The organism is Actinoplanes aureus (genome assembly GCF_015704865.1).
GTDB classification, from domain to species: Bacteria; Actinomycetota; Actinomycetes; order Mycobacteriales; family Micromonosporaceae; genus Actinoplanes; species Actinoplanes aureus.
In genome coordinates this window covers 69,196-92,447 of record NZ_JADQTO010000023.1, presented here as the reverse complement: position 1 = coordinate 92,447, position 23,252 = coordinate 69,196, and the positions used below count along the sequence as shown (strand labels likewise).

Genomic DNA, 23,252 nt, shown 5'->3' with positions numbered 1-23,252 from the left:
ACAGATACCCCTACTCGGCGCCGGGCGAGACGATCTCGGTGATCCGGATGCCGAAGTTCTCGTCGACCACCACGACCTCACCGCGGGCGATCAGGCGGCCGTTCACCAGCAGGTCGGCGGGACTGCCCGCGGCCCGGTCCAGCTCGACGATCGCGCCGGGGGTCAGGGATAGCAGCTCTCGTACGCTCATCCGGGTCCGGCCCAGCTCGGCGGAGACCTCCATCTCGACGTCGTGCAGCATGTCGAGGCCACCACGCGTGCCGCCGCCCGACCGGGCGGTCTGCGGCGCCAGATCGGCGGCGGGTTCGTCGCCCGGCCACTGACTCAGCGCCAGGGCGACCACGGCGCGTACCGCCTCGTCGTCCCGCAGTGGGACCGCGACCGCACCGGGTTTGGTGGCCAGCGCGCTGAGCGCGACCTCCGGCTCCATCAGCTGGCCCGGGTCGAGCACCACCGGGCCGAACACCCGGGCGGCCGCCTCCAGCGCCGGCCGGACCGCCGCGGTCAGGTCCAGTTCGCCGAGCGGGCTCTCCCGCAGCGCGTCCGCCAGATCCTGACCGACCACCACGACGACCTCGCCGGACGCCGCTCCGGTGAACCGCGCCGTGATCGCTTGACCGTCGATCACCGTCCCGGCGTCGGGGGCCACCGGATCGGCGGTGACCAGGGCCCGGCTGGTGGGCAGGACGGCCAGCGCGGCCTCCGCGGCGTTCCGGGCGAGCGCCAGCTGCGGCGCGTTGATGGTGGGGGCGGTCATGAGCGGCCAGACTCCTTGGACGAGTTCTCGTTGGGCGACGGCACTACGAGACAGGCGAGCCGAGCGCCCTGGTTACCGGGAACGGCATGGCCGAAGACGGTGTCGTTGACGGTCACCTCGAGCGGCCGGCTGGTCGGATGCCCCAGCGGCACGACGTCACCCGGACGTAGATCCACGATGTCATCGGTACGCATCCGAATGGGCTGAAATCGCACTGCTACGTCGATCGGAGCCGCGGAAAGTCCGGCAGTCAGGTTGCGCAGTGCCCGGTCGCGGGCCTGCCGCTCGGCCGCGCTGAGCACGATCGTCTCGGTCCGGGAGAGCACCGGCAGGATCGTGTTGAACGGCAGGCAGATGGTGGCGACGCACTCCTCGGCGCCGATCTTCATCTCGAAGGACGCGATCACCACGGCGTCACCGGGAGCGTGCGCGCGCAGGAACTGCGCGTTGTACTCGATCTCCTTGAGCTTCGGCGAGATGTCGACGAGCGTCTCGAAGCCGTAGCGCAGCTCGCCCAGCATCCGCTCGATCAGGCCGCGCAGCAGGGGCATCTCGACCTCGGTCAGCGGCCGCTCCGGCTGGGCACCGCCGGGTCCGCCGAGCATGTGGTCGATCGCGGTCATCACGGCGGACTGCGCGATCTCGATGAGCACCGTGCCGGGGAGCGGGTCGAGGACGACCACGCCGATGATCGTGGGATTGGCCAGCGAGGCGACGTACTCGTCGTAGTTCAGCTGCTCAATGGAGATCAACGAACAATTGCTGACCGCCCGGAGCCGGGTGGTCAGCAGGGTGCCGCAGCTGCGCGCGTACGTCTCGAAGGCGATCTGCAGGGTGCGGACGTGCTCACGGGAGAGCTTGATGGGACGGCGGAAATCGTACGGCGCCGGGCCCCCGCCTTGGCCGCGACGTGAAATCCTGCCGGGGGAACGGGAAGCGGTGGTCACGTCGTCCTCATCGGCTCGGTTACCGAACCGCTGAGCCTTGGCGCCGTTTTAGTCCAGTTTTTCGTCCGATGGGCAGGTCCCCCGGTGGAGGACCTGCCCGCTCGGCGATGTGTCGGTTACTGGGTCACGAAAGAGGTGTAGTAGATGTCCATGACCATCTGCTGCTCCTCCTTCTCGTACGCCTTCTCGACCTTCTCGAGGAGCTCGGCCTTGAGCGTGTTGCGGCCTTCCTCGGTGGCGAACTCCGCGACGTCCCGGCCGGTGTAGGTCTCGATCGCGAGGTTCAGGGCCTGGTTGACGTCGACCTCCTCGTGACCGGCCGCCTCGGTCATCTGCAGGGCGAAACCGAACTTCAGGTAGTGACCGTCGGCCAGGTTCACCGTCAGCGTGTTCTCGATCGCGACCACGTCGCCCTTCACCGGTTCCTCGACCGCCTCGGCCGAGTCGCCCTTCAGCATGAAGAACGCTCCGGCACCACCACCGCCCAGCAGGACGACCGCCACGGCGACGATGATCATCAGCATCTTCTTCGACTTCTTCGGCGCCTCAGCCGCCGTGTCCTTCTCGTCCGCCATCGGAACTCCCCTCAGTTCAGTCGTGCGTCGTGGTCGTGGTCTTGGTGGTGGCGGCCGTCGTGGCCGCCTCCGCCGCGGCTTGCGCCTTGGCGGCGGCCGTCGTCTGGCCGGTGTGCAACTTGCCGTCCGCGCCGGATGCGGCCGGCAGCAGCGCTGCCTGCTCCGCTGTGAGCTGCGTCAGGACGACGACGTCCACGCGGCGGTTCTGGGTGATCGAACGCGGATCCTTCGGGTCGATCAACGGCTTGGTGTCGGAGAAACCGACCGCGCTCAGCCGCTTCTTCGGGATGCCGTGCTCGGTGAAGAACCGGACCGTGGTCGAGGCCCGCGCCGCGGACAGCTCCCAGCCGCTCGGGTAGTACGTGGTCTTCGCGTTCAACTGGTTGGTGTGCCCGTCGACCTCGATGCTGTTGGGCAGACCGTCCAGGGTCGGAGCGATCGCGCCCAGGATCTTCTTGCCGCCGTCCCGGAGCTCCGCGCGGTTGCCCGCGAACACCACCTCGTTGGTCACGATGGTGACCACCAGGCCGCGCTGGTCGATCGTGAACTTGGCGCTGCTGAGCAGCTTCTGCGCCGCCAGTGCGTCGGCGATCTTCCGCTCGATGGCCTTGAGGTCCTCGGCCTCCTTGGCCGCCTTCTCGGCGTTGGCCGACGCCCGCTTGCGGTCCTCGGCCAGGACCGCGCGGTCGACCGCCGCCTTCTGGGTGATGTTCAGACCCTCGGTGCCGGAGGTGCCGTCACCCGGGTTGGCGCCCGGGTCGATCTGCACCACCTGTGCGGTGTTGGCCGCGCCGTCGAGCGGGGCCGACTGTCCCGTGAAGGCGACGCTGTCGGCACCGAACCCGGCCGAGAGGCCGGCTGCCAGCTGGGCGAACTTCTTCTGGTCCACACTGCTCATCGCGAAGAGCACTACGAAGAGAACGAACAGCAGGGTCATCATGTCCGCGTACGACACGAGCCAGCGCTCGTGGTTGACGTGCTCCTCGTGTTCCTCGTGCTTCTGCTTACGCTTGGCGCCCCCGCCGCCGGAACTCATCGGATCAGGCCGCCTTCTTCGTCGTCGATGCCATTTCGGCCTTCTTCATCTCGTCCGGCGGGAGCAGGCTACGCAGCTTCTGCGCGACCAGACGCGGGTTCGAGCCGGCCTGGATGGCCAGGACACCGTCGATGACCAGCTCCATCTCCTCCGCCTCGATCGCGCTCAGCCGAGCCAGGCGAGCACCCATCGGAAGGAGGATCATGTTCGCGCTGAGCACGCCCCAGAGGGTCGCGCAGAACGCCGCGGCGATCGAGTGGCCGAGCGTCTCGGGCTTGTCCAGGTTCTCCATCACGAGCACCAGACCCATGACCGTGCCGATGATGCCGATGGTCGGGGCGTAGCCACCCCAGGACTCGAAGAACTTCACGCCGGCCTTGTCGGACTTCTTCTTGGCGGCGACCTCGGCGTGCAGGATGTCGTGCAGCTCGTCCGGGTCGGTGCCGTCGATGGCCAGCTGCAGACCCCGCTTGAGGAAGGGGTGCTCGACGGTCTTGACCGCGTCCTCCAAGGCCAGCAGGCCCTCGCGGCGAGCCCGCTCGGCCAGCTTCACGACGCTGTCGAGCAGCTCGGTGGGCGGGGTGACCTTGTGGGTGAAGCCCTTCTTGAGCTGGGTGCCGAAGGCCTTCGTGTCCTTCATGACGCCACCCGCCATGGCGGCGGCGAAGCCTCCACCGAAGACCAGCAGCATCGACGGCCACAGCATGATGGAGGCGGGGTTGCCGCCCTCAACGAGCTGAACGGTGAATACGATCGCCAGACCGGCGACTACACCGATGATGGTTGCGAGGTCCATCAGCGTTCCTTCCGGTGCAGCGGGAGCACCTTGGCATCGAGATCTTCACGGGAAGAGGACGAGGTGGTCATGGCCGGCTCAGGCTCCATGCGGCTGGCCTGGGCGATCAGCGAGGCGCGGTAGTGGCGCACCGAGTCGATGAATTCGGGCACGGACTCGGCGATGATGTACTTGGTGCCGTCCACCAGGGTTACGACCGTGTCGGGCGTGCAGTCGACACGCTCGACGAGATCCGGGTTCAGTGCGAACACGGCACCGTTGATGCGGGTTACGAGAATCACGACTTCCGTCCTTGGGGCGTCTTGGCTGGTGGGGCCCTCCGTGGCCCGTCACCTAGTTCATCGGTCGATAGCCGGTTGCTGATGAGATCGCGCCGGTGGCTATCCGGGTGCGATGGTCACCGCCTACGAAAAAGGCCGGGACAGGCACAAATGCCTGTCCCGGCCTCGTTCGGCCGAGGAACCGGATTACCGCTTCATGCTGACGAGCTCCTGGAGGATCTCGTCAGAGGTGGTGATGATGCGGGAGTTCGCCTGGAAGCCGCGCTGGGCGACGACCAGGTTGGTGAACTCCTGTGCGAGGTCGACGTTCGACATCTCCAGCGCGCCGGAGATGACCTGGCCCATGCCGGGGCTGCCGGGTTCGCCGACCTGGGCGTAGCCGGAGTTGACGGTGGTCCGGAACATCGAGTTGCCGACCTTTTCCAGGCCGGCGACGTTCTTGAAGGTCGCCATGGCAACCTGGCCCAGCGTTTGCTTGAGGCCGTTGCTGTAGACGCCGATGATCTCACCGCTGTCGGACACCGTGTAGGAGAGCGACGTCAGCGCGCCGGCCGCCTGGCCGTCGGTGTCGAACACCCGGGCATCGGTATTGCCCGCGTACGACGAAATGTCCCCGAGGTCGAAGGTGTAATCGCCGATGAGCTGCGACGTCAGCGCGGCGCCACCGGGCGCGACAACCGGCTTGCCGCCCTCGAAGAGGATCCTCGGCAGGGTTGCCGGAGGGACCGGCGGCGGGAGCACGCTTGCGCCGCTCTCGTCCAGCAGATCGACCTCCCAGGTCGACGAGGCCACAGCAGGCGGGACAGGTGTGGGAGTGTTCGCGACTCGGGTCAACTGCGCCGTGACTGTCTTCGTACCGCCCTGCGCGTCATACACCTTGACCGGGATCGTGGTGACGTACGAGGTGCCGCTGTTGCTCGGGTTGTTCATGTCCGGAACGTCGTCACTGCTCAGGTTGCCCTTGAGAGTGACCTTCGTGGTCGCCTCCGGCGGAATGGTGGAGCCCAGCGGCATTCGGATGTCGCCGGGCTTGGCGGCCGAGTTGACCACACCATCATCCGCCGTCCAACCCTGTACCGGCTCGCCGGTGCTGTTGGTCAGCACGCCGTTCGCGTCGAAGAAGAACGAGCCCGCCCGGGTGTAGAGGTTCTCGTTGCCGCTGCGGGTGATGAAGAACCCGTCACCCTGGATCATCATGTCGCCGGACTTGCCGGTGGTCTGCGCCGAGCCCTGGCTGAAGTTGGCCGTTACGCCGGCGACCCGGACACCGAGGCCCACCTGGGCCGGGTTGGTACCGGCCTGACCTTCCTGCGGGGAGCCCGCGGCACCCATCATCTGGCTCAGCGTGTCGTTGAACTGGACCTGTGACGACTTGTAGCCGGTGGTGTTGACGTTCGCGATGTTGTTGCCCGTGACGTCGATCATCCGCTGGTGAGCGTTGAGACCACTGATGCCGGAGTAAAGGGATCGCAGCATAGAGAAATGTCCTTAGCTTTGGGGTGGGATGCCCTACTCCGCTTTTGCATGGCGGGTAGGGCGGTCGGATGGGATCAGGCGGTCGCGGAACCGGTGGTGATTTCCGTGACCTTTGACAGCTGCACATCCGTGTTCCCGACCTTGAGCGTCGGTTCGCTGTCTCCATTGAGCTTTGCCGCAGTGATCACGCCGGTCTGCTGAGCACCGGTGTCGTCCATGTACGTGACCGTCTTGCCGACCAGCGAACTGGCGCCGATCATGCGCTGCGACTGGAGCATGTTGATCATGTCTTCCAGCTTCTCGACCTGCGTGAACTGGGCGGTCTGCGCCAGGAACGCGGTCGAGTCGGCTGGTTTGGTGGGGTCCTGGTACTTCAGCTGGGCGACGAGAAGCTTCATGAACGTGTCCTTGTCACCGAGCGACTTGCTCTTGGCCGCCTCGGTGGAGGCGGCGGCCGGGTTGGCGCCGGTGGGTCCGGAAATCGGTGAGGTCATCGACTTCTCCTGTTCCGTAGCGAGCCCTGTCCGTAGCGAGCCCTGTCCGTAACGAGCCCTGTCCGTAGCAAGCTCAACCTAAGTTTCGGCCCGGGCTCCGGATTGCTTAGGCACAAATTTGCGGGCCCGCCGGATCGGCGGGCCCGCAAGATGAGTTCTTCAATTTTCGCCTCGGGTCAGGGCGCTCAGGGTGCGAGCGACAGGCTGAGCTTGCCCTTTCCGTACCGGCTGACCTCGACCATCAGGTCCAGGCGCCGGCCGAGGGCGAGCAGGACCGCGCGCGCGTCGGCGGGCAGATCCATGCCCGGGTAGATCACCTGGTGGAGCTTGAGGTGCGGTGCGCCCTCCTTGTTGAGCAGGCTGGTGAACACGTTGCATAGCTCGCCGACGTTCTCCGCCAGGTTGGGGAAGAGCTGCTTCTCGTCGATGCTGTCCTCGGCGGCGCCGGCCGGCAGCAGACCCAGAGCGGCACCCGCGTTCGCCGCGAGGCTGAGCTGCATGCCCATGACCGCGTAGATCTTCTGGCCGGCGTCGGTGAAGATGGCGACCGTCGCGGTGGCGACCTCCGGCGCGCTGAGCGGGTCGCCGGGGCTGACGACCACCTCACGACCGAGCAGGTCCTCGAACAGGTTACGAACGGCTAGTGAGCCGGGAAGAACCGAGACGTCTGACATGTCCTAATCATCCCAAGATAGGAGCGAAAACCTCATCGAATCGCTCAGCTGTGAAGGGTTTGACGATGAAGAACTCCGCCCCGGCGCCTTCCGCGGCCGTCATCATCTCCGGAGTGCACTCCGAGGTCACGAAGCCGAACTTCACGTTGTTGCCGGCGGCACGCAACTGACGCAGCACCTCGATGCCGGTCATGTGCGGCATGTTCCAGTCCGAGATCACCAGGTCCGGCTTCTCCGCCGTTGCCTTGTCGAACGCTTCCTGTCCGTCCGCGGCCTCCACCAGATCGTGGTCGCCGAATCCGGCCTGACGCAGGGTCCGTACGACGATCTGCCGCATCACCCGGCTGTCGTCGGCGATGAGGATCTTCATGCACCCTCCTCCTTGTTGTCGGCGCTGCTCTGCCACATCGAAACGGACACCGGTTCGCCCTCCCACATCCCGTACACGCCGCTGATGCGCTTGGCGTTCGGGTATCGGGCTGAGGATTCCGAGACCAGCACCACCTGCGGGAGCGACAGATGCGCCCCTGCCGGCAACATCGCCTTGACGTTGCCGCCGACGATGTTCGCCAGTTCGCCGAGCGTGTCGGAAATGTCGTCCTCGCTCACCTCGTCCATCTCCATCGCCAGGAAGGCGGCCGCGGCGCGCTGGGCGGCGGCTCTGGAGCAGGCGTAGACGACGTGTCCGCTCCAGGACCCGGTTATGGAGACCGAGGAATGCACCTCCGAAGGCTGGTTCTCGTCGTACGTGGGGATCAGCGGGCTGATGCCCTCGGGATCCAGGTACGACTCCCAGACCTGTTCCACCATCTCGGCGAGGTCACTCTCGTTGACCTCGACTTCGACACTCATGAGTTCGCTCCGGTCGGGACGAGGCCCAGCAGGGCCAGCTTTTCGATCATCGCGCCTTCGGTGAAAGGCTTGATCACGTATTCATGGGCGCCCGCTGCGAGCGCCCGGACGATCTGGCTCTGTTCGCTCTCGGTAGTGACCATCACCAGCGTCATCTCCCGCAGCCGCGGATCGGCCCGGACCTTGGTGACGAACTCGAGCCCGTTCATGTTGGGCATGTTCCAGTCGATGAGGGCCAGTTCCGGCACCTCGGTCATGTCAGCCAGGAGATCCAGAGCCTCCTTGCCGTCCCCCGCCTCCACCGCCTCGAAGTTGAGCTTCGTGACGATGCGCTTGAGGATCATGCGCATTGCGCGCGAATCGTCGATCACCATGGCGCGCATCGGCGTCATCCCCTTCTCGCGGCACCGGCGGGCACCGCATTGCGAGTCCGGTAGGCAGAGGTGCGGCCGGCGGCCACCCGCTCGTAGTTGTCGTCGATCCCGATCGTGGTCTCCGCGGCACCGAGGAAGAGCCAGCCGTCCGGGCGCAGGATCCGTGCTGCGTTCTGGAGCACCTGGCGCTTCGTGGCGACGTCGAAATAGATCAGCACGTTGCGTAGGAAGATCACGTCGAACGGCTGCATCGGCGGGAACGGCGCGGTCAGGCTCATGTGCTTGAACTCGACGCTCTTGCGCAGCGCCGGGATGACCCGCCAGTGAGCACCGGCCCGTTCGAAGTACTGCACCAGCTGGGTGGCGGCCAGACCGCGGTTGACCTCGACCTGGCTGTACTCGGCCTTCTGCGCACGTTCCACCATGGCGGTGGAGATGTCGGTGCCGACGATCTCGTACGACCATCCGGCCGGCAACGCCTCCTGAAGCGTGATGGCCAGGCTGTACGCCTCCTGGCCGCTGGAGCTCGCCGCCGACCAGAACCGCAGTTTGCGCTGCGTCGCCCGGGACTTGATCAGTTCCGGCAGCACGACGTCGGTCAGCGCGGCGAACGGCTCCCGGTCCCGGAAGAAAGACGTCTCGTTCGTGGTCAGCGCGTCAATGATCTTGCGCTGGAACTGTGGGTTGGGACGCTTCTGCAGGTCGCCGATGAAGTCGTTGACGTTGGCCGCCCCGACCGCACGGGCGACCGGGATCAACCGGGCCTCGACCAGGTATTCCTTGCCCGGCGCGAGCACGATCGACGCTTCCCGGCGTACCAGGTTGGAGACGAACGCGAATTCCGCTTGGGAGAGGGTCATCGGGCCACCGCCGGCGCGCGGCCCACCCGTACGCGGTTGAGCAGTGCCCCCGCGATGCGGTCCAATGGCAGCACCTCGTCGGCCAGGCCCGCGCCGACCACGGCGCCGGGCATACCCCAGACCACCGAGGTCGCCTCGTCCTGTGCCAGCACCTCGGCGCCCGAGTCTCGTAGCACTTTCGCACCACTCCGTCCGTCTTGTCCCATACCAGTGAGCACGGCCGCGAAGGCGGATCCGCCGTACAGTGCCGCTACCGAGCGGAACATCACGTCCACCGCCGGCCGGCACGAGTTTTCCTGTGGTGCACTGCTGAGCTGGGTCACCGTCGCTGTTCCCCGGCGCTGGAAGACCAGATGGCGGTCGCCCGGGGCGATGTAGACGTTGCCGGGCGCGAGTTCCATCCCCTCGCCCGCCTCCACCACGCGCAGCGGCGTGCTGCGGTCCAGCCGCTCGGCGAACATCTTGGTGAAGACCGGCGGCATGTGCTGCGTGATCACGATCGGAACCGGCAGATCGGCCGGAAGCCCGAGCAGCACCTTGGTCAGCGCGTCCGGCCCGCCCGTGGAGGAACCGATCGCCAAAATGTCGATCTTTCCGCCGGCGACGCGGCGGCCCGCGGGCCGGACCGGCGCGGGGCCGGCGGCCGGCGGGCGGCCCGGTGCGGAGGGCGGAAGACCGGGTCGCAGAGGTGCCGCGCCGGGGCGCGCGGACAGGGGTGCCGAGCGAGCCGGCGGACCGGCCGGCTTGCGCCGCCCGCCCAGCGCCTGGATCTTCGGTACGAGTTGCTCCCGCACCGCCGCGATGGACTGCTGCACCGAGCCCACGTTGCTGGGCTTGGTCACGTAGTCGGTGGCCCCGGCGGAGAGCGCCTCCAGGGTGGCGTTCGCCCCGGCCGCGGAGAGTGTGCTGAACATGATCACCGGCAGCGTCGCGTGCCGCTTGCGCAGCTCACGGACCGCCTCGATGCCGTCCATCTGCGGCATCTCGATGTCCATGGTGACGACGTCGGGCTTGAGCTGATCGATCTTCGCCTGCGCGAGCAGTCCGTTCGCGGCCGTGCCGACGACCTGGATGCCCGGAGCCTCCCCGAGAGCATCGACGATCAGCCGACGGACCACCACGGAGTCATCGACGACGAGAACCGAGATCATTCACCCTCCCTTCAACCGAGCCAGGCCGGGCCGAGCGCCGCGACCACCGGTGCGAGCAGCCGGTGAGCCGTAGCGGTGTCCAGCAGGTCGCGAACCACCAGCGCCTGAACGGCGCCACTGAGCATGTTCCAGACCCCACCGGCCCGGTCGGCCAGCGGAATCCCGGCCGTGTCCACCGCCTGTACCAGCAGCATCTGCGCGGCCGCCGCGGTGCGAATCCGGTCCGAGAGGTACGCCGCCCAGGACGCCGAGTGCACGGCCGGCGACCATCCCGCGGTGTTGCGGCGGGCGTCGTCGGCGGACGAGACCACTCGCTGGCGGTCCTCCGGTCGCAGGGTGCGCAGTCGGTCGAGCAGTGCGGAGACGGTGTAGTGGTGCGGACCCATGTCGATCGGCGCGCCGACCGGCAGCTTGCGCACCGCCGCCACCCAGCCGGCGCCGAGCCGGCGGCGGGTCTCCTCGTCCAGCACCTCACGCAGGTAGCTGGCGACCGCGGCGTCGCAGAGCAGCGCGGTCGCGGCTGCCGCCTCCTCACTCTGCCGGGCGGCCCGCCCGGCGCCCTGCCAGGTCCACGACATCACGTCGTAGCGCAGGCAGGTGAGCAGCGAGTCGACCGAGCCGATCGGCGCCCGCTCCACCAGGGCGAGGTTGCCGGCCGGGTCGTCCTTCGACATGCCCTTGAGCGACGGCATCCGCCGGGCGGCGCTCTCCACCTCCACCCAGAGCAGGCCCCGGGCACCCTCGTCCGGGAGCCGCTCCGCGAGTATCGGCAGGTCCCCGCTCTGCAGGCGCAACGCGCGCAGCAACACCTCGGCCGCGGCCGGCCCGCCTTCCAGGCGGGTCAAGTCGAAGCCCAGTACGGGGGCGCTGACCAGGCTGTACATCAGGTCGTGGCGCGGTAAGTGTCGACGGCCTGATTGACGTCGAGCGCCAGCATCAAGCGCCCGTCCAGCTTGAACGTGCCCACCACGAGTTCCCGGGTGGGCCCGCTCAGCGTGTCCGGCGGCGGCTCGAACGTCTCGTCATCGAGGTCGACGACCTCACCGATCTTGTCCACCAGCAGGCTCACCGGTTCACCGTCACCGCGCAGGATGACGTTCATGACCGGGCCCTGGAGCGCCTGCCGGGCGAGCCCGAGCTGCACCCGGAGGTCGACCGCGGCGATCACCTGGCCGCGCAGGTTGAAGAGGCCACCGACCGCCGGCGGCGCGAGCGGCACCGGGGTGTACTCGTTGTACGAGAGCACCTCCTGCACGGTGTGCACCTCGACCCCGAAGAGCTGTCCGTCCACCTCGAAGGTGGCGAACTGACGACTCGCCATGTCAGGCCTCCACCAGCATGTCGTCGGCCGCGTCGCTGTAGAAGTTCGGGTCGGCGGCGAGGATCGCCCGGCGTACGTCGAGCAGCTCGGTCACCCGCTGCTGGATCACCGCGGTGCCGACCAGGCCGTCCTCCTCCGCGTCCCGGCGGGCCGTGGTGGAGTTCTCGGCGATGTCGACGATCCGGTCCACCACGAGTGCCACGCTCTTTCCGCCCTCGCTGTAGACCACCACCGAGACGGTGTCGCCCTCCAGCTCCTCGCCGTACGCCCCGAGCAGGTGCGACAGCCGGACCAGCGGAAGGATCTGGCCGCGGTACTGGACCACCTCGCGGGAGCCGGCGTGCTCGATCCGGTCCCGCGGGAACTCCTCGAGCCGCGTGACGGTGTCCAGCGGAATCGCCACCCGGCGCTCGCCGACCGCCGTGACCAGCAGGCGCTCGGTGCCGCCGCCGGCCGGACCGCGCTTCTCCGCGACGTTCTCGCGCTCCGAGTCGACGGCCAGGTGCGAGCGGCGGGCCAGCGAGGAGACGTCCAGGATCAGACCCACCTTGCCGTCGCCCAGGATGGTCGCGCCGGCATACAGGCCGATGTCCTTGAACCGGGTGTTCAGCGCCTTGACCACGACCTCTTCGGTGTTCAGCACCCGGTCCACGACCAGGCCGAACCGCCGGCCGTCGGCCTGCAGCACCATGATGTAGACGCCCTGGTCGCCGCCGACCTCCAGGCCGAGGGCCCGGTCCAGGCGGACCAGCGGGAGCAGCTTGCCGCGCAGCCGGTAGACCGGCGCGCCGGAGGCGTACTCGACCTTGGTGGTGTTGCCGTCCACGAAGACCAGCTCGAGCACCGCGACCTGGGGTACGACGTACCGCTGGTCGCCGCAGTCCACGGTGAGCGCCTGGATGATCGCCAGGGTCAGCGGGATGGTGAGGCGCCAGACCGTACCCTCGCCCGGCGTCGAGTCGACGCTCACCGCGCCACCGATGTTCTCGATGTTGGTCTTCACCACGTCCATGCCGACGCCGCGGCCGGAGACGTTGGTGACCTTCGCCGCGGTGGAGAAACCGGGCTGGAAGACCATCGCCATGATGTCGCGCTTGTCCATGTTCGGGATCTGCTCCGGACGGAGCAGCCCGTTTTCGACCGCCTTCTGCGCGATCCGCTCGACGTTCAGGCCGGCGCCGTCGTCCGCGACCTCGACCGCGACGTGGCCGCCCTCGTGGTACGCGCGAAGCGTGAGCGTGCCCTCCGGACCCTTGCCCGCGGCGAGCCGCCGCTCCGGGTCCTCGATGCCGTGGTCGACCGCGTTGCGCACCAGGTGGGTCAGCGGATCCTTGACCGCCTCCAGCAGGCTCCGGTCGAGCTCGGTCTCCTTGCCCTCCATCACCAGCTGGACCTGCTTGCCGAGCGAGTTGCTCAGGTCCCGGATGACTCGGGGCAGCTTGGACCAGATGTGCTCGATGGGCTGCATCCGGGTCTTCATGATGCCCTCTTGCAGCTCACTGGTGATCATGCCGAGCCGCTGTGCGCTGCGGACCAGGGTCGTGTCGCCGATCTCCATCACGCCGCGGACCAGCTGGTTCCGGGCCAGGACCAGCTCACCGACCATATTCATCAGGGTGTCCAGCAGGTCCACGTCGACGCGGATCGCGCTGTCCGCGATGCTGCGCTTCGGCGCCTGGGACTGGAGTGCCTCGTTGACCGCGGCCGGCTGTGCCTTGCCCTCCTCCAGCAGGATGGTGCCGAGCTTGCGCTCGTCGCCCTCGAGCTGCTGTTGGAGCGCCGAGCTCACGTCGGAGGGCTGGGCCGCGCCGGCGTCGACCAGGATCTGGCCGAGCGGCTGGCGCTGATCGGCGACCGGCTCGGGGGCCGGACGGGTGGCGGCCGGCGCCTCCTCGACGCTCACCGGAGTCTCGGCCTCGGCGGCCGGAGCAGCCGGAGCGGCCGGAGCCGCGGCGGGAGCGGCCTCCGAGGGCACGTTCATCTGGGCCTGGATCTTGACGATCATGCTGTCGACGTCGACCTCGTCCTCGGTGCCCTTCTCCTCGATGGAGGAGAGCAGCGAACGGACGCCGTCGATGCAGAGCAGCAGGACCGTGATGGTCTCCGGGGTGACCGGCTGAACACCGTCACGAAGCCGGGACAACAGGGATTCACCGGCGTGCGCGAGCTTCTCCAGACGGGAGAAGGCCAGGAACCCACTGGTGCCTTTGATGGTGTGGATCGCCCGGAAGATACGGGAGATCAGGTCACGCGAGTCCGGTTCCTGCTCAAGGCTCACGAGGTCCCGGTCGATCTGGTCCAGGTTCTCGTGGCTCTCCATCAGGAATTCGCCGACGATCTCGCCAAGGTCTTCCACGACTTACTACCTCCTGCTCGGCTTCACAGCCCTCATCGACTCGCGAGGGCGCAAATTGAGGAAGACTCAGGCATCTCCGCCCGGTCGGCGGTAGCGGTATCCGAACCCGCGTACGGACTCGATGGGTGATTCATCGGGATCCGACCATCCGAGCTTGCGGCGCAGCCGCAGCACCGCGAACTTGACCCGTTCCTGACCGATGCCGGTGGGGTCGTCCCAGGCCTGTGTCAGCAACTGGTTCGGGCTGAGAACCGCACCGGCATGCCGGACCAGCGCGTTGAGGAGGCGGAACTCGGTCGGAGTGAGCCGCTTCTCCTCGCCCTTGACGTAGACCCGGCGCTTGGTCGGGTCGAGATGGACGAGGCCGTCGTCGTAGACCTGGCTCGCCCAGCTGTTCTGCCCGGTGGAGGAGCGGCGCAACAGGGCCTCCACCCGGGCCAGCAGTTCGTTGTTGGCAAACGGCTTGGTGAGGTAGTCGTCGGCACCGCCGCGCAGGCCGCGCACCTTCTCGGCCTCCTGGCCGTGCGCGGTGAGCACCAGCACCGGTACGTCTGAGACGTCCCGCAGCCGCTCGAGCACCTGCCACCCGTCCATCTCCGGCAGGCCGACGTCCAGCACCACCAGATCGGGGTGCTCGGCGTACGCCTCCTTCAGCCCGGATCGCCCGTCGGCGGCGTGCGCCACCTCGTAGCCGGCCCGGCTGAACAGCAACCGGAGTGCGAGTGCGATGTCCGGGTCGTCCTCGACCACGAGTAGGCGACTCATCGTTTGCTCACCTTGCCCCCAACCCGCGCTCGCGCCCGTCCGGGCACGGCCGACCTCCGGTCACACGAACGTGTTCCGGGACTCGGCGTCTTGCTTGACACCGTCCGCGCGACCACGGACGGAGGAAATTCAAAGGCGCAAAAACACCATAGCGTGATGTCACAGCCTATTTACGGACAGTGACAGTTTAGCGTCCGGCGAGCTGTGCAAGAGGCGGTCCACCAGGATCCGGTCAAGCCGGTCGGCAAGCGGGCCGAAACCACGCAGGCCCGGCCATCCCTTCAGCCTGACATTTCGAGTACGGCTTTTCGCCCTTTCCGCGAAAGATGTGACACGCCGCGAACAACGGGGTGCGATAGCCGAGACGGGCGATCCGCGCCCGTTCTCCGATCCGGGAGGCATCCGTGTTCGACCTGGTGGTACGACGTGTCGCCATGCTCGCGGCCACGCCGAGCCTGCTCGTCCTGTCCGCACCGGCGCTGGCCCACGGCCCGATCGTCCCGCCCCGGCCGTTCCAGGCAGCACCACCGGTCGTCCAATTGGCCCCGGTCGCGCCGCCCCCGAACGCCGGCCCCCGGATCCCCACCGGGGTCGAGACGCCGGCCCCCACCACCTCACCGACGGCCCGGCTCCGGTCCCGCATGCTGATGCGTCAGGTGGTCCGCCTCACCAACCAGAAACGGCGGGAAGCCGGTTGCCCGGCGCTCGCGGTGGACGGCGACCTGGTGCTCGCCTCCCTGCGGCAGAGCGGATACATGGCCAAGACCCGCCTGTTCAGCCACGTGTGGCGCAACGGCTCCACCTTCGTGACGCGGACCCTGGAAGCCGGTTACCGGCAGCCCGCCGGCGAGAACATCGCCTGGGGATACCGCACCGCGAGCGAGGTGGTCGACGCCTGGATGGACAGCCCCGGCCACCGGGCCAACATCCTCAACTGCGGCGCGAAGTCGATCGGCACCGGCGTGGCCTGGGCCGCCGACGGTACGCCTTACTACACCCAGGTCTTCGGCTGGAGCTAGAACGCGCAGTTGATCAGCACCGGCTCCGGGTGCAGCTCGATGCCGAACCGGTCGCGCACCCCGTCGCGGATGGTGCGCGCCAGGTCCAGCAGGGCGCCGGTGGTGCCGGTGCCGCGGTTGGTGAGGGCCAGTGTGTGCTTGCTGGAGATGGCCACGCCCGCCCCGGCGAAGCCCTTCGGGAAGCCGGCCTGCTCGATCAGCCAGGCGGCCGGGATCTTCACCGCGCCGTCCGCGGCCGGCCAGTGCGGCACGCCGGTCAACGTCGCGAAGAACTCGGCGGAGACCACCGGGTTGGTGAAGAACGACCCGACCGACCAGGTGTCCCGGTCCTCCGGGTCGAGCACCATGCCCTTGCCCGCGCGCAGCTTGAGCACGGTGTCCCGGGCCTGCTGCGAGGGCACCCGGTCGCCGGCCGCGGCACCCAGGTCACGGGCCAGTTCGGCGTACCGGATCGGGGCGGAGTCGGTGGACCGGTCGAGGCGGAAGTCGACCGACAGGACCAGGTAGCGGTCGCTGTGCTTGAACACGCTGGAGCGGTAGCCGAAGCCGCACTCCGCCGGCGTCATGGTGCGGGTCTCGTCGGCGACCCGGTCGTACGCCCGGACCGCCTCGATGGTGTGCGCGACCTCCTGGCCGTACGCACCCACGTTCTGGATCGGGGTGGCCCCGGCCGACCCCGGGATGCCGGACAGGCACTCGACGCCGGACCAGCCGTTCGTCACCGCGTACTGAACGAAGGCGTCCCACGGCTCGCCGGCGGCGACCCGGACCAGGACGGTCGCCGCGTCCTCGGCCACCACCTCGATCCCCCGGTTCCGCAGCAACAGGACCTCGCCGGCGAAACCGGCGTCACCGACCACCACGTTGCTCCCACCGGCGAGAATCAGCACCGGAAGACCCTTCGCGGAGGCATTACGCACGGTAGCTACCGCTTCGTCCGCATGTACCGCCGTGGTCACTGTGCCGGCCGGGCCGCCGAGGCGTAGCGTCGTGTACGCCGCCAAGGAGTTTTCCGGAGCCGGAGGTGTGTCAGTCAGATGATCGGCGAATGCGTCGGGCACGACGTTCACCCTAAGCTCACTATGGGAAAGGCTTCATCGGCGGTCCGGCCGAGCGGGAGACAACTGCGATGAACAGGTTGCACGCGACGAAGGACTTCTGGCTGGCGGCGCTGCGCGCGGACGGGCCGGCACTGTGGGATGCCGTCGCCGAGACCGGTCCGGACGCGCAGGTCGCCGCCTGCCCGGGATGGACCACGGCCGACCTCGCGCATCACACGACCGAGGTGTTGCGCTGGGTGCGTGCCACGGTGGCCCGCGGCGTGACCGACCGGCCACCGGCACGGCAGGAGCCGGAGATCTACCCCGAGTGGCCGGAGACGCTCGATCAACTGCGCCGGGAGCTGACCGGCACGATCGAGACCCTGGAGGCTCTCGACCCCGACTTCCCGGCCTGGAACTGGGCGCCGCAGCCCAAGCGGGCCGGATTCTGGCACCGCCGGATGGCACATGAGGTCTCGGTGCACCGCTGGGACGCCGAGTCCGCCGCCGGGCGGGCCACCCCGATCGAGACCAAGCTCGCCGCCGACGGCGTGAGCGAGGTGCTGGACACCTGGTTGCCGGCCGGCCGCCGGAAGGGCCCAAGCGATCTGCACGGCGTGGTCCACCTGGTCGCCACGGACGCCGCGCACGAGTGGTTCGTCCGGTTGCGTGGCCCCGGCATCGCGCTGCTCGACACCGGCACGATCCTGGACAGCGACGATCATCACGCTCGGGCCAAGACCACCGGCACCGCGAGCGACCTCCAACTGGCCCTGATGGGCCGCAAACGCCCCGACCAACTCGCGCTCACCGGAGACCCCCGCCTTGTCCAGGCGCTGCGGACCGGTTGATCTTTACGACGGGTGACGTTGTTTCACCGCTGCAAGCGACTAAGATGAACCGGTTAAGTTCACCTGATCAAGAGCAGGAAGCGGTGAATAATGACGGCAACCGTCACGTCCACGTCGGCGCAGCCGGCCCCCGTGGGGATCTCTTTCCCCGACGGATTCGTCTGGGGCGCGGCAACCGCGTCGTACCAGATCGAGGGCGCGGCGCGGGAGGACGGTCGCGGCCCGTCCATCTGGGACACCTTCAGCCGTACGCCGGGGAAGGTCCACGCCGGGCACACCGGTGACATCGCGTGCGACCACTACCACCGGTACCCGGAAGACGTCGCGATCATGGCCGACCTGGGCCTGGCCTCGTACCGGTTCTCCGTCGCCTGGCCGCGGATCCAGCCCGACGGCACCGGTCCGGTGAACGTCCGGGGCCTGGACTTCTACGACCGGCTCACCGACGAGCTGCTCGGCAAGGGCATCGACCCGGTGGTGACCCTCTACCACTGGGACCTGCCGCAGACCCTGGAGGACCGCGGCGGCTGGACGAACCGGGAGACCGCCGAGGCGTTCGCCGAGTACGCCCAGATCGTCCACGCCCGCCTCGGCGACCGGGTCGGCACCTGGACCACGCTGAACGAGCCGTGGTGCTCGGCGTACCTGGGTTACGCCTCCGGCATCCACGCGCCCGGCGTACAGAACCCGGCCTCCGCCCTCACCGCCGTCCACCACCTGCTGCTCGGCCACGGCCTGGCGGCCCGGGCGCTGCGCTCGGCCGGTGCCCAGAACCTCAGCATCACGCTGAACCCGTGCGAGGTCTCCCCGCTCGACCCGGAGAGCGCCGCCGACCGCGACGCCGCCCGGCTGATCGACGGCCTGGCCAACCGGATCTTCCTGGACCCGCTGCTGCGCGGGCAGTACCCGGCGGACGTCCTGGAGCACATCTCGCGGCTCACCGACCTGTCGCACATCAAGGACGGCGACGAGGCGATCATCAACGCCCCGATCGAGCTGCTGGGCATCAACTTCTACACCCCGTCGTACGTCTCGGCGAAGCCCGGCCACCCCGGCGCGCCGGACTACCCGGGCAGTGACGGCATCGCGTTCCGCAAGCCGGTCGGCCCGGTCACCGACATGGGCTGGCAGATCGAGCCGGCCTCGCTCACCCGGCTGCTGACCCGGATCCACCGCGACTACCCGGGCACCCCGCTGCTGATCACCGAGAACGGCGCGGCGTACCCGGAAGTGCCGTCCGAGAACGGCGAGGTGCACGACCTGCGGCGCATCGAGTACATCGACGCCCACCTGCGCGCCTGCCACGACGCCATCGCGGCCGGAGTCGACCTTCGGGGATACTTCGCATGGTCATTGATGGACAACTTCGAATGGGCCGAGGGGTACGCGAAGCGCTTCGGTATCGTGCACGTCGACTACACGACGCAGCAGCGTGTGCTCAAGGACAGCGCGAAGTGGTACCGCGAGGTGATCCGGCGTAACGGCCTGGAGTGAGTCTTAGGAGCGGCTTGTGACGACGCGGGAACGGCCGACTCTGGAAGCGGTTGCCCGGCGCGCCGGGGTTTCCCGGGCAACCGTCTCCCGCGTCGTCAACGGGTCCACCACGGTCGCGGCCACCATCCGGGAGGCCGTCAACCGGGCCGTCGAGGAGCTCGGCTACGTACCGAACCAGGCGGCCCGGAGCCTGGTCACCCAGCGGACCGACTCGATCGCCCTGATCCTGCCGGAGACCGCCAACCGGGTCTTCTCCGACGACCTCTTCTTCCCGGCGATCATCCGCGGCGTCGGCGCCGAACTGGAAGCCGCCGACAAGCAGCTGGTCCTGATGATGACCGGCTCCGAGGCCGGCCACCACCGGGTCGAGCGGTACGCGGTCGCCGGCCACGTGGACGGCGTCATGTTCGCCTCGATCCACGGCGCCGACCCGCTACCCGGCCTCCTGGCCCGGCGCGGCATCCCGGTCGTCTGCAGCGGCCGGCCGATGACCGCCGACCCGCCGGTCCCGTACGTGGACGTCGACCACGCGGGCGGCGTTGCCGCAGCGGTCCGCCACCTGGTAGCCGACGGGCGCCGCAAGATCGCGACGATCGCCGGACCGCAGGACATGGTCGCCGGCATCGAACGCCTGACCGGCTACCACGCCTCGCTGCGCGACGCGGGCCTGCCGGAACTGGTCGCCCAGGGCGACTTCACCCGCGAATCCGGCATCCTCGCGATGCGCGACCTGCTCGAACGCGGCCCCGACCTGGACGCCGTCTTCGCCGCCTCCGACCTGATGGCACACGGCGCGCTACAGGCCCTGCGAGACGCCGGACGCCGCGTACCCGACGACGTCGCGGTCATCGGCTTCGACGACTTCGAGATCAGCCGCTACAGCGATCCACCGCTCACCACGGTCCGCCAGCCCATCGCCGAAGCCGGCCGCACGATGGCCCGCCAGATGCTCCGCCTGATAGCCGGCGACCCCGAGGTGGCCCCCTCCGTCGTCCTGCCCACCGAACTGGTCATCCGCGCCTCAGCCTGAGCATTTCCGGTCACCCTCCATTTTGGGTACGCCCGACGGCTCACCAACCCCAATCCACGGGTAACGCCCTGCCCGCGACCAATTGCAACACCGGGCCGCAGTGCGACCGCCGGGCCCATGCACACTCCGGGCTGCGCCGGCGCAGCGCCGCGTCCAGGCGGTGGGCCGGGAGGCCGGCGGTGACGAGGTCTGCCGTAAGAGGACGTCCATAATCGACAGCGACCTCTATGCTGCGCCCATGAACTCGATCAAGCAACGCGTCCGGCGGGGCGCCGTGGCGGCGGTGATGGCGGTGGCCATGACCGGCGCCGCGGTCGTGGGTGCCACAGGTTCGGCGCAGGCCGCGGTCGCCTGCAAGCCGACCTGGGAAAAAGTGAACGGCCAGGGCTACGTCGTGGCCCAGGTGGACTACAACGTCAAGGACGGCCCGTACGGTGCTTGCGGTCACGTCGGGAAGATCACGAAGGGCACCAAGTTCTACCTGTGGTGCATGACCACGAACACCTACCGCAACAACTGGTGGTACGGCCGTATCGCCGGCACCGAGATCAAGGGCTGGGTGCACCAGGACACCCTCGGTAACGGGATCTTCCGCATCGAGGACGACTCCCCCAACGATGGCAAGCTGCTGCTCGAGGGTTGCGGTCCCCTCGTCCTCTGGCCCTGATCCGTCTGGAGCGCCGGTGCCGAACGTTCGGTGCCGGTGCTTTCCCGCCGGGGCGTATCCGAGGTGTCCGACGGCGTTGTGGGTGGCGGCGGTCGCGGCCGGGTTCGACCGCCGATGGCCACCTGCATGGGCCCGGCAGGCGCGCTGGGGCCCGGTGTTGCAGGTGGTCGCGTGGTGGGCCGGGGACGGCCGTTGATCGGCGGGGAGGTGGCTGACCCGTACCGTCAGATTTCGATGGGCTTGCCCAGCGCGCGCCGCGCCAGCAGCGTGGCGCCGGCTATGGCCGCGGGCATCAGGAAGATGGCGCCGAGGGGGATCAGGAAGGTCGCGAAGACGGCTACGCCGAAGCCGAGCGTGAGCGGCTTGTGTCCGGCGAGGACCGCCCGGCGGTGGCGTAGTCGCTGGCCGCGCCGCTGGAACGGGACGCCGGTGAGCTCCAGGGCCAGCAGCCAGCCGCCGATCGCGCCGCCGAGGACGGGGATTACGGTCTGGCCGATGAAGGGCAGGAAGCCGAGCAGGAAGAGCGGGATGGCGATCAGGATCGAGAAACCGATCAGCCGGAGCGAGTCGGCCAGGCTGCGCCGCAGCGAGCGCAAGAGGGTGGTCTCCACCTCGTCTGGTACGCCGCCGAAGCGGTCCTCGACCAGCTCGGAGATCTTCTCGTAGAACGGGTCGCCGATCAGCAGCGTGACCGCGGTGAAGGTGAGGATGCCCAGCAGCACGGAGAGGCCGAGCACACCGGCACCGGCGAAGACCCGCACGGTGTCGCGCAGCCAGCCGGTCCAGCCGTCGGCGAACCAGGTGGCCTGCTCGGAGATGTCCGGCAGGAACCGGATCAGGGTGACCAGCGCGGCGGTGTAGAGGATGCCGGCGAGCAACGCCGGCAGCAGGCCCAGCCCGAGCAGCCGGGGATTGCGCAGGACCAGTGCCAAACCGCGGAAGAGCAGGCCGACTCCGGTGACGAACTGTCTCGCCGCGCCCGTCGCTGGCCGACCCTGATCTGCGTTCACGTTTCGGGAGCTTAGGACCCGGTCGCTACACCGGATGGCGGCGGGGTCGAGGAACCGGGTGTGGCGCTCGGCGGCGGCGTCGCCGACGGGCTGGGCGGGTCGATGATCTGGGTCGGTGTGGGCACCGGGGGCAGCGTCAGCAGCGGAGGTGGCGACGAGGTGGCCGGTGCCGGTACGGCCGTGACCGTCACCGTGGTGGTCACCGTCCCGGCCGGGATCGTCGCGGGCGGCGTCAGCGCCGGCGGGGTGGCGGACGGAGTCGTCGTGGACCGGGGCGGCCGGGCCGAGTAGCCGTCGGAGGACGTGCCGTTCGGTGCCGGGGCGACCCCGATGCCACCGTCGCCGCCGAAACCGTTCGGGGCGCCGGCCGAGGCCGGGCGGGCTGTCGGGCGAGCGCCCAGGGACCAGCCGGCCACGATCGCGAACGGCAACCCGACAACCACCAGAGCGAAAAAGACGGATTTAGGGGACAAAGCCACGCCTAATCACCGGTCGGCTGCCCGAAAAGTTACGGCTTAGCGGACATACCACCCGAGTTACTGGTTGAGGAAGGCGGAGATCCGATCGCGCAGCTCGCGCCGGTTGTGCCAGAGCACCGAAGGACGGTCGAACACCTCGAGCTCGGCACCGGGCAGCAGCTCGGCCAGCCGCTCCGCCCAGCTGACCGGATGCACCTCGTCCCCCAGGCAGCCGATCACCAGAGCCCGCCCCCGGTACGCCCGGAGCCGCGACTCGTCCGTCATCGCGGGTCGCTCCCACAGCGACTCGAGCTCGGCCGCCAGCCCGTCGCGCTGCAACTGCTCCACACGTTGCCGCAGGAAGCTCCAACCAGCCGGTGTGTTGCGGACCGCCACCGGCAGCTCCGACTCGACCGCCTCAGCGATCATCGCCGCCTCGCCGGACTCGACCGACGCGAGCAATCGTTCCAGGCGCTCCACCGCGACGGCCGAGCGCTTGCCGTCCAGCGGCGCCGGAAGGTAAAGAACCACGCGCTCGAAACGGTCCGGCGTCTCACCGAGCAACCGGCACAGCGCGGCGGCGCCCATGCTGACGCCGAGCGCACGCGTCGCACCCGCCAGATCGGCGACGCCCCGCAGCTCGCTCGTCAGGTCCTCGAAGGACCACGGGCCGGGCGGCACATCGGAGCGGCCATGACCGCGGAAGTGGAAGAACACCCGGCGACCGGCGATCGCGCTGCCCAGCGGACGAGTGCCGGAGATGTCGCCGGCGAGGCCGTGCGCGAAGACGGTCACCGGCTCGCCGGCGCCGGTCGCGAGCTGCTCCACGCGTACCCCGGAGGGAAGGGTGACCAGCTCGGTGGGTGGACCCGGCAGCGTGGGCCGACCGGTGCGCGGCCCGGTCCGGTCAACGCGCTGCAGGCGCGGGCCGCCGTCCGGCGGAGGCGGCCCGAACCGGTTTCTCACCG

27 protein-coding genes are annotated in these 23,252 nt (G+C 68.8%); 6 read left to right on the top strand and 21 right to left on the bottom strand.

Annotated elements, in window-relative coordinates:
* Positions 1-10 precede the first annotated feature (10 nt).
* The 18 genes from fliN to I4J89_RS35955 form a co-directional block, all read right to left on the bottom strand.
* The gene (gene fliN / locus I4J89_RS36040; protein WP_196418646.1) at positions 11-757 is read right to left on the bottom strand and encodes a flagellar motor switch protein FliN; all 747 of its coding nucleotides are present in this window, start codon (positions 755-757) and stop codon (positions 11-13) included.
* Positions 754-1,704 (bottom strand): flagellar motor switch protein FliM, encoded by a 951-nt coding sequence (locus I4J89_RS51710; protein ID WP_196418645.1) that lies wholly within the window; start codon positions 1,702-1,704, stop codon positions 754-756. The genes fliN and I4J89_RS51710 overlap by 4 nt, the downstream gene beginning before the upstream one ends.
* A gap of 116 nt (positions 1,705-1,820) precedes the next feature.
* A complete protein-coding gene (locus tag I4J89_RS36030) occupies positions 1,821-2,279 on the bottom strand; it encodes a flagellar basal body-associated FliL family protein (RefSeq protein ID WP_196418644.1) in 459 nt (152 codons plus the stop codon).
* A gap of 16 nt (positions 2,280-2,295) precedes the next feature.
* Entirely contained in the window at positions 2,296-3,315 is a 1,020-nt protein-coding gene (locus I4J89_RS36025) for a flagellar motor protein MotB (RefSeq protein WP_196418643.1), read from the bottom strand.
* 4 nt (positions 3,316-3,319) lie between these two features.
* Positions 3,320-4,111 carry a motility protein A gene (locus tag I4J89_RS36020; protein WP_196418642.1) on the bottom strand — a complete coding sequence of 264 codons (792 nt, stop codon included), beginning with the start codon at positions 4,109-4,111 and terminating at the stop codon, positions 3,320-3,322.
* Positions 4,111-4,392 carry a flagellar FlbD family protein gene (locus tag I4J89_RS36015; protein ID WP_196418641.1) on the bottom strand — a complete coding sequence of 94 codons (282 nt, stop codon included), beginning with the start codon at positions 4,390-4,392 and terminating at the stop codon, positions 4,111-4,113. The genes I4J89_RS36020 and I4J89_RS36015 overlap by 1 nt, the downstream gene beginning before the upstream one ends.
* A gap of 186 nt (positions 4,393-4,578) precedes the next feature.
* Positions 4,579-5,868 carry a flagellar hook protein FlgE gene (locus I4J89_RS36010; protein ID WP_196418640.1) on the bottom strand — a complete coding sequence of 430 codons (1,290 nt, stop codon included), beginning with the start codon at positions 5,866-5,868 and terminating at the stop codon, positions 4,579-4,581.
* A 74-nt stretch (positions 5,869-5,942) separates the two neighbouring features.
* Positions 5,943-6,362, bottom strand: coding sequence for a flagellar hook assembly protein FlgD (locus tag I4J89_RS36005; RefSeq protein WP_196418639.1), 420 nt, complete (start codon positions 6,360-6,362; stop codon positions 5,943-5,945).
* Between the two features lie 185 nt (positions 6,363-6,547).
* Entirely contained in the window at positions 6,548-7,036 is a 489-nt protein-coding gene (locus tag I4J89_RS36000) for a hypothetical protein (RefSeq protein WP_196418638.1), read from the bottom strand.
* A gap of 7 nt (positions 7,037-7,043) precedes the next feature.
* Complete coding sequence (locus tag I4J89_RS35995) at positions 7,044-7,406, bottom strand: response regulator (RefSeq protein WP_196418637.1); 363 nt, start codon at positions 7,404-7,406, stop codon at positions 7,044-7,046.
* Entirely contained in the window at positions 7,403-7,888 is a 486-nt protein-coding gene (locus I4J89_RS35990; protein WP_196418636.1) for a chemotaxis protein CheX, read from the bottom strand. Before I4J89_RS35990 ends, I4J89_RS35995 begins: the two co-directional genes overlap by 4 nt.
* Positions 7,885-8,271, bottom strand: a complete 387-nt coding sequence (locus tag I4J89_RS35985) for a response regulator (RefSeq protein WP_196418635.1) — start codon at positions 8,269-8,271, stop codon at positions 7,885-7,887. Before I4J89_RS35985 ends, I4J89_RS35990 begins: the two co-directional genes overlap by 4 nt.
* A gap of 5 nt (positions 8,272-8,276) precedes the next feature.
* Positions 8,277-9,122, bottom strand: a complete 846-nt coding sequence (locus I4J89_RS35980; protein ID WP_196418634.1) for a CheR family methyltransferase — start codon at positions 9,120-9,122, stop codon at positions 8,277-8,279.
* Positions 9,119-10,273 carry a protein-glutamate methylesterase/protein-glutamine glutaminase gene (locus I4J89_RS35975; RefSeq protein WP_196418633.1) on the bottom strand — a complete coding sequence of 385 codons (1,155 nt, stop codon included), beginning with the start codon at positions 10,271-10,273 and terminating at the stop codon, positions 9,119-9,121. The genes I4J89_RS35980 and I4J89_RS35975 overlap by 4 nt, the downstream gene beginning before the upstream one ends.
* An 11-nt stretch (positions 10,274-10,284) precedes the next feature.
* The gene (locus tag I4J89_RS35970) at positions 10,285-11,157 is read right to left on the bottom strand and encodes a hypothetical protein (protein ID WP_196418632.1); all 873 of its coding nucleotides are present in this window, start codon (positions 11,155-11,157) and stop codon (positions 10,285-10,287) included.
* Positions 11,157-11,594 carry a chemotaxis protein CheW gene (locus I4J89_RS35965; protein ID WP_196418631.1) on the bottom strand — a complete coding sequence of 146 codons (438 nt, stop codon included), beginning with the start codon at positions 11,592-11,594 and terminating at the stop codon, positions 11,157-11,159. The genes I4J89_RS35970 and I4J89_RS35965 overlap by 1 nt, the downstream gene beginning before the upstream one ends.
* Position 11,595: 1 nt before the next feature.
* On the bottom strand, positions 11,596-13,950 hold the full coding sequence (locus tag I4J89_RS51705; RefSeq protein ID WP_196418630.1) for a chemotaxis protein CheA: 2,355 nt from the start codon (positions 13,948-13,950) through the stop codon (positions 11,596-11,598).
* 66 nt (positions 13,951-14,016) lie between these two features.
* Positions 14,017-14,715 (bottom strand): response regulator transcription factor, encoded by a 699-nt coding sequence (locus tag I4J89_RS35955; RefSeq protein WP_196418629.1) that lies wholly within the window; start codon positions 14,713-14,715, stop codon positions 14,017-14,019.
* 404 nt (positions 14,716-15,119) lie between these two features.
* Here I4J89_RS35955 and I4J89_RS35950 point away from each other — a divergent pair, with 404 nt between their 5' ends.
* A complete protein-coding gene (locus I4J89_RS35950) occupies positions 15,120-15,734 on the top strand; it encodes a CAP domain-containing protein (protein WP_196418628.1) in 615 nt (204 codons plus the stop codon).
* Here I4J89_RS35950 and I4J89_RS35945 read toward each other — a convergent pair.
* Positions 15,731-16,795 carry a UDP-N-acetylmuramate dehydrogenase gene (locus I4J89_RS35945; RefSeq protein ID WP_309238611.1) on the bottom strand — a complete coding sequence of 355 codons (1,065 nt, stop codon included), beginning with the start codon at positions 16,793-16,795 and terminating at the stop codon, positions 15,731-15,733. The genes I4J89_RS35950 and I4J89_RS35945 overlap by 4 nt on opposite strands.
* A gap of 68 nt (positions 16,796-16,863) precedes the next feature.
* Here I4J89_RS35945 and I4J89_RS35940 point away from each other — a divergent pair, with 68 nt between their 5' ends.
* The 4 genes from I4J89_RS35940 (at position 16,864) to I4J89_RS35925 (ending at position 20,816) form a co-directional block, all read left to right on the top strand.
* A complete protein-coding gene (locus I4J89_RS35940; RefSeq protein WP_196418627.1) occupies positions 16,864-17,625 on the top strand; it encodes a maleylpyruvate isomerase family mycothiol-dependent enzyme in 762 nt (253 codons plus the stop codon).
* Between the two features lie 90 nt (positions 17,626-17,715).
* Positions 17,716-19,119: a GH1 family beta-glucosidase gene (locus I4J89_RS35935; RefSeq protein WP_196418626.1), complete on the top strand. Its 1,404-nt coding sequence runs from the start codon at positions 17,716-17,718 to the stop codon at positions 19,117-19,119.
* Between the two features lie 16 nt (positions 19,120-19,135).
* On the top strand, positions 19,136-20,149 hold the full coding sequence (locus I4J89_RS35930) for a LacI family DNA-binding transcriptional regulator (RefSeq protein ID WP_196418625.1): 1,014 nt from the start codon (positions 19,136-19,138) through the stop codon (positions 20,147-20,149).
* A 238-nt stretch (positions 20,150-20,387) separates the two neighbouring features.
* Positions 20,388-20,816, top strand: a complete 429-nt coding sequence (locus I4J89_RS35925) for a hypothetical protein (RefSeq protein ID WP_196418624.1) — start codon at positions 20,388-20,390, stop codon at positions 20,814-20,816.
* Between the two features lie 224 nt (positions 20,817-21,040).
* Here the strand turns inward: I4J89_RS35925 and I4J89_RS35920 are convergent, their stop codons facing one another.
* Positions 21,041-21,826 (bottom strand): EI24 domain-containing protein, encoded by a 786-nt coding sequence (locus tag I4J89_RS35920; RefSeq protein WP_196418623.1) that lies wholly within the window; start codon positions 21,824-21,826, stop codon positions 21,041-21,043.
* 60 nt (positions 21,827-21,886) lie between these two features.
* Between I4J89_RS35920 and I4J89_RS51055 the strand changes: the two genes are divergently transcribed.
* Positions 21,887-22,117 carry a hypothetical protein gene (locus tag I4J89_RS51055; protein WP_196418622.1) on the top strand — a complete coding sequence of 77 codons (231 nt, stop codon included), beginning with the start codon at positions 21,887-21,889 and terminating at the stop codon, positions 22,115-22,117.
* A 245-nt stretch (positions 22,118-22,362) separates the two neighbouring features.
* On the opposite strand, the gene I4J89_RS35910 is transcribed toward I4J89_RS51055, so the two are convergent.
* Positions 22,363-23,250: an alpha/beta fold hydrolase gene (locus tag I4J89_RS35910; protein ID WP_196418621.1), complete on the bottom strand. Its 888-nt coding sequence runs from the start codon at positions 23,248-23,250 to the stop codon at positions 22,363-22,365.
* Positions 23,251-23,252: the final 2 nt, after the last annotated feature.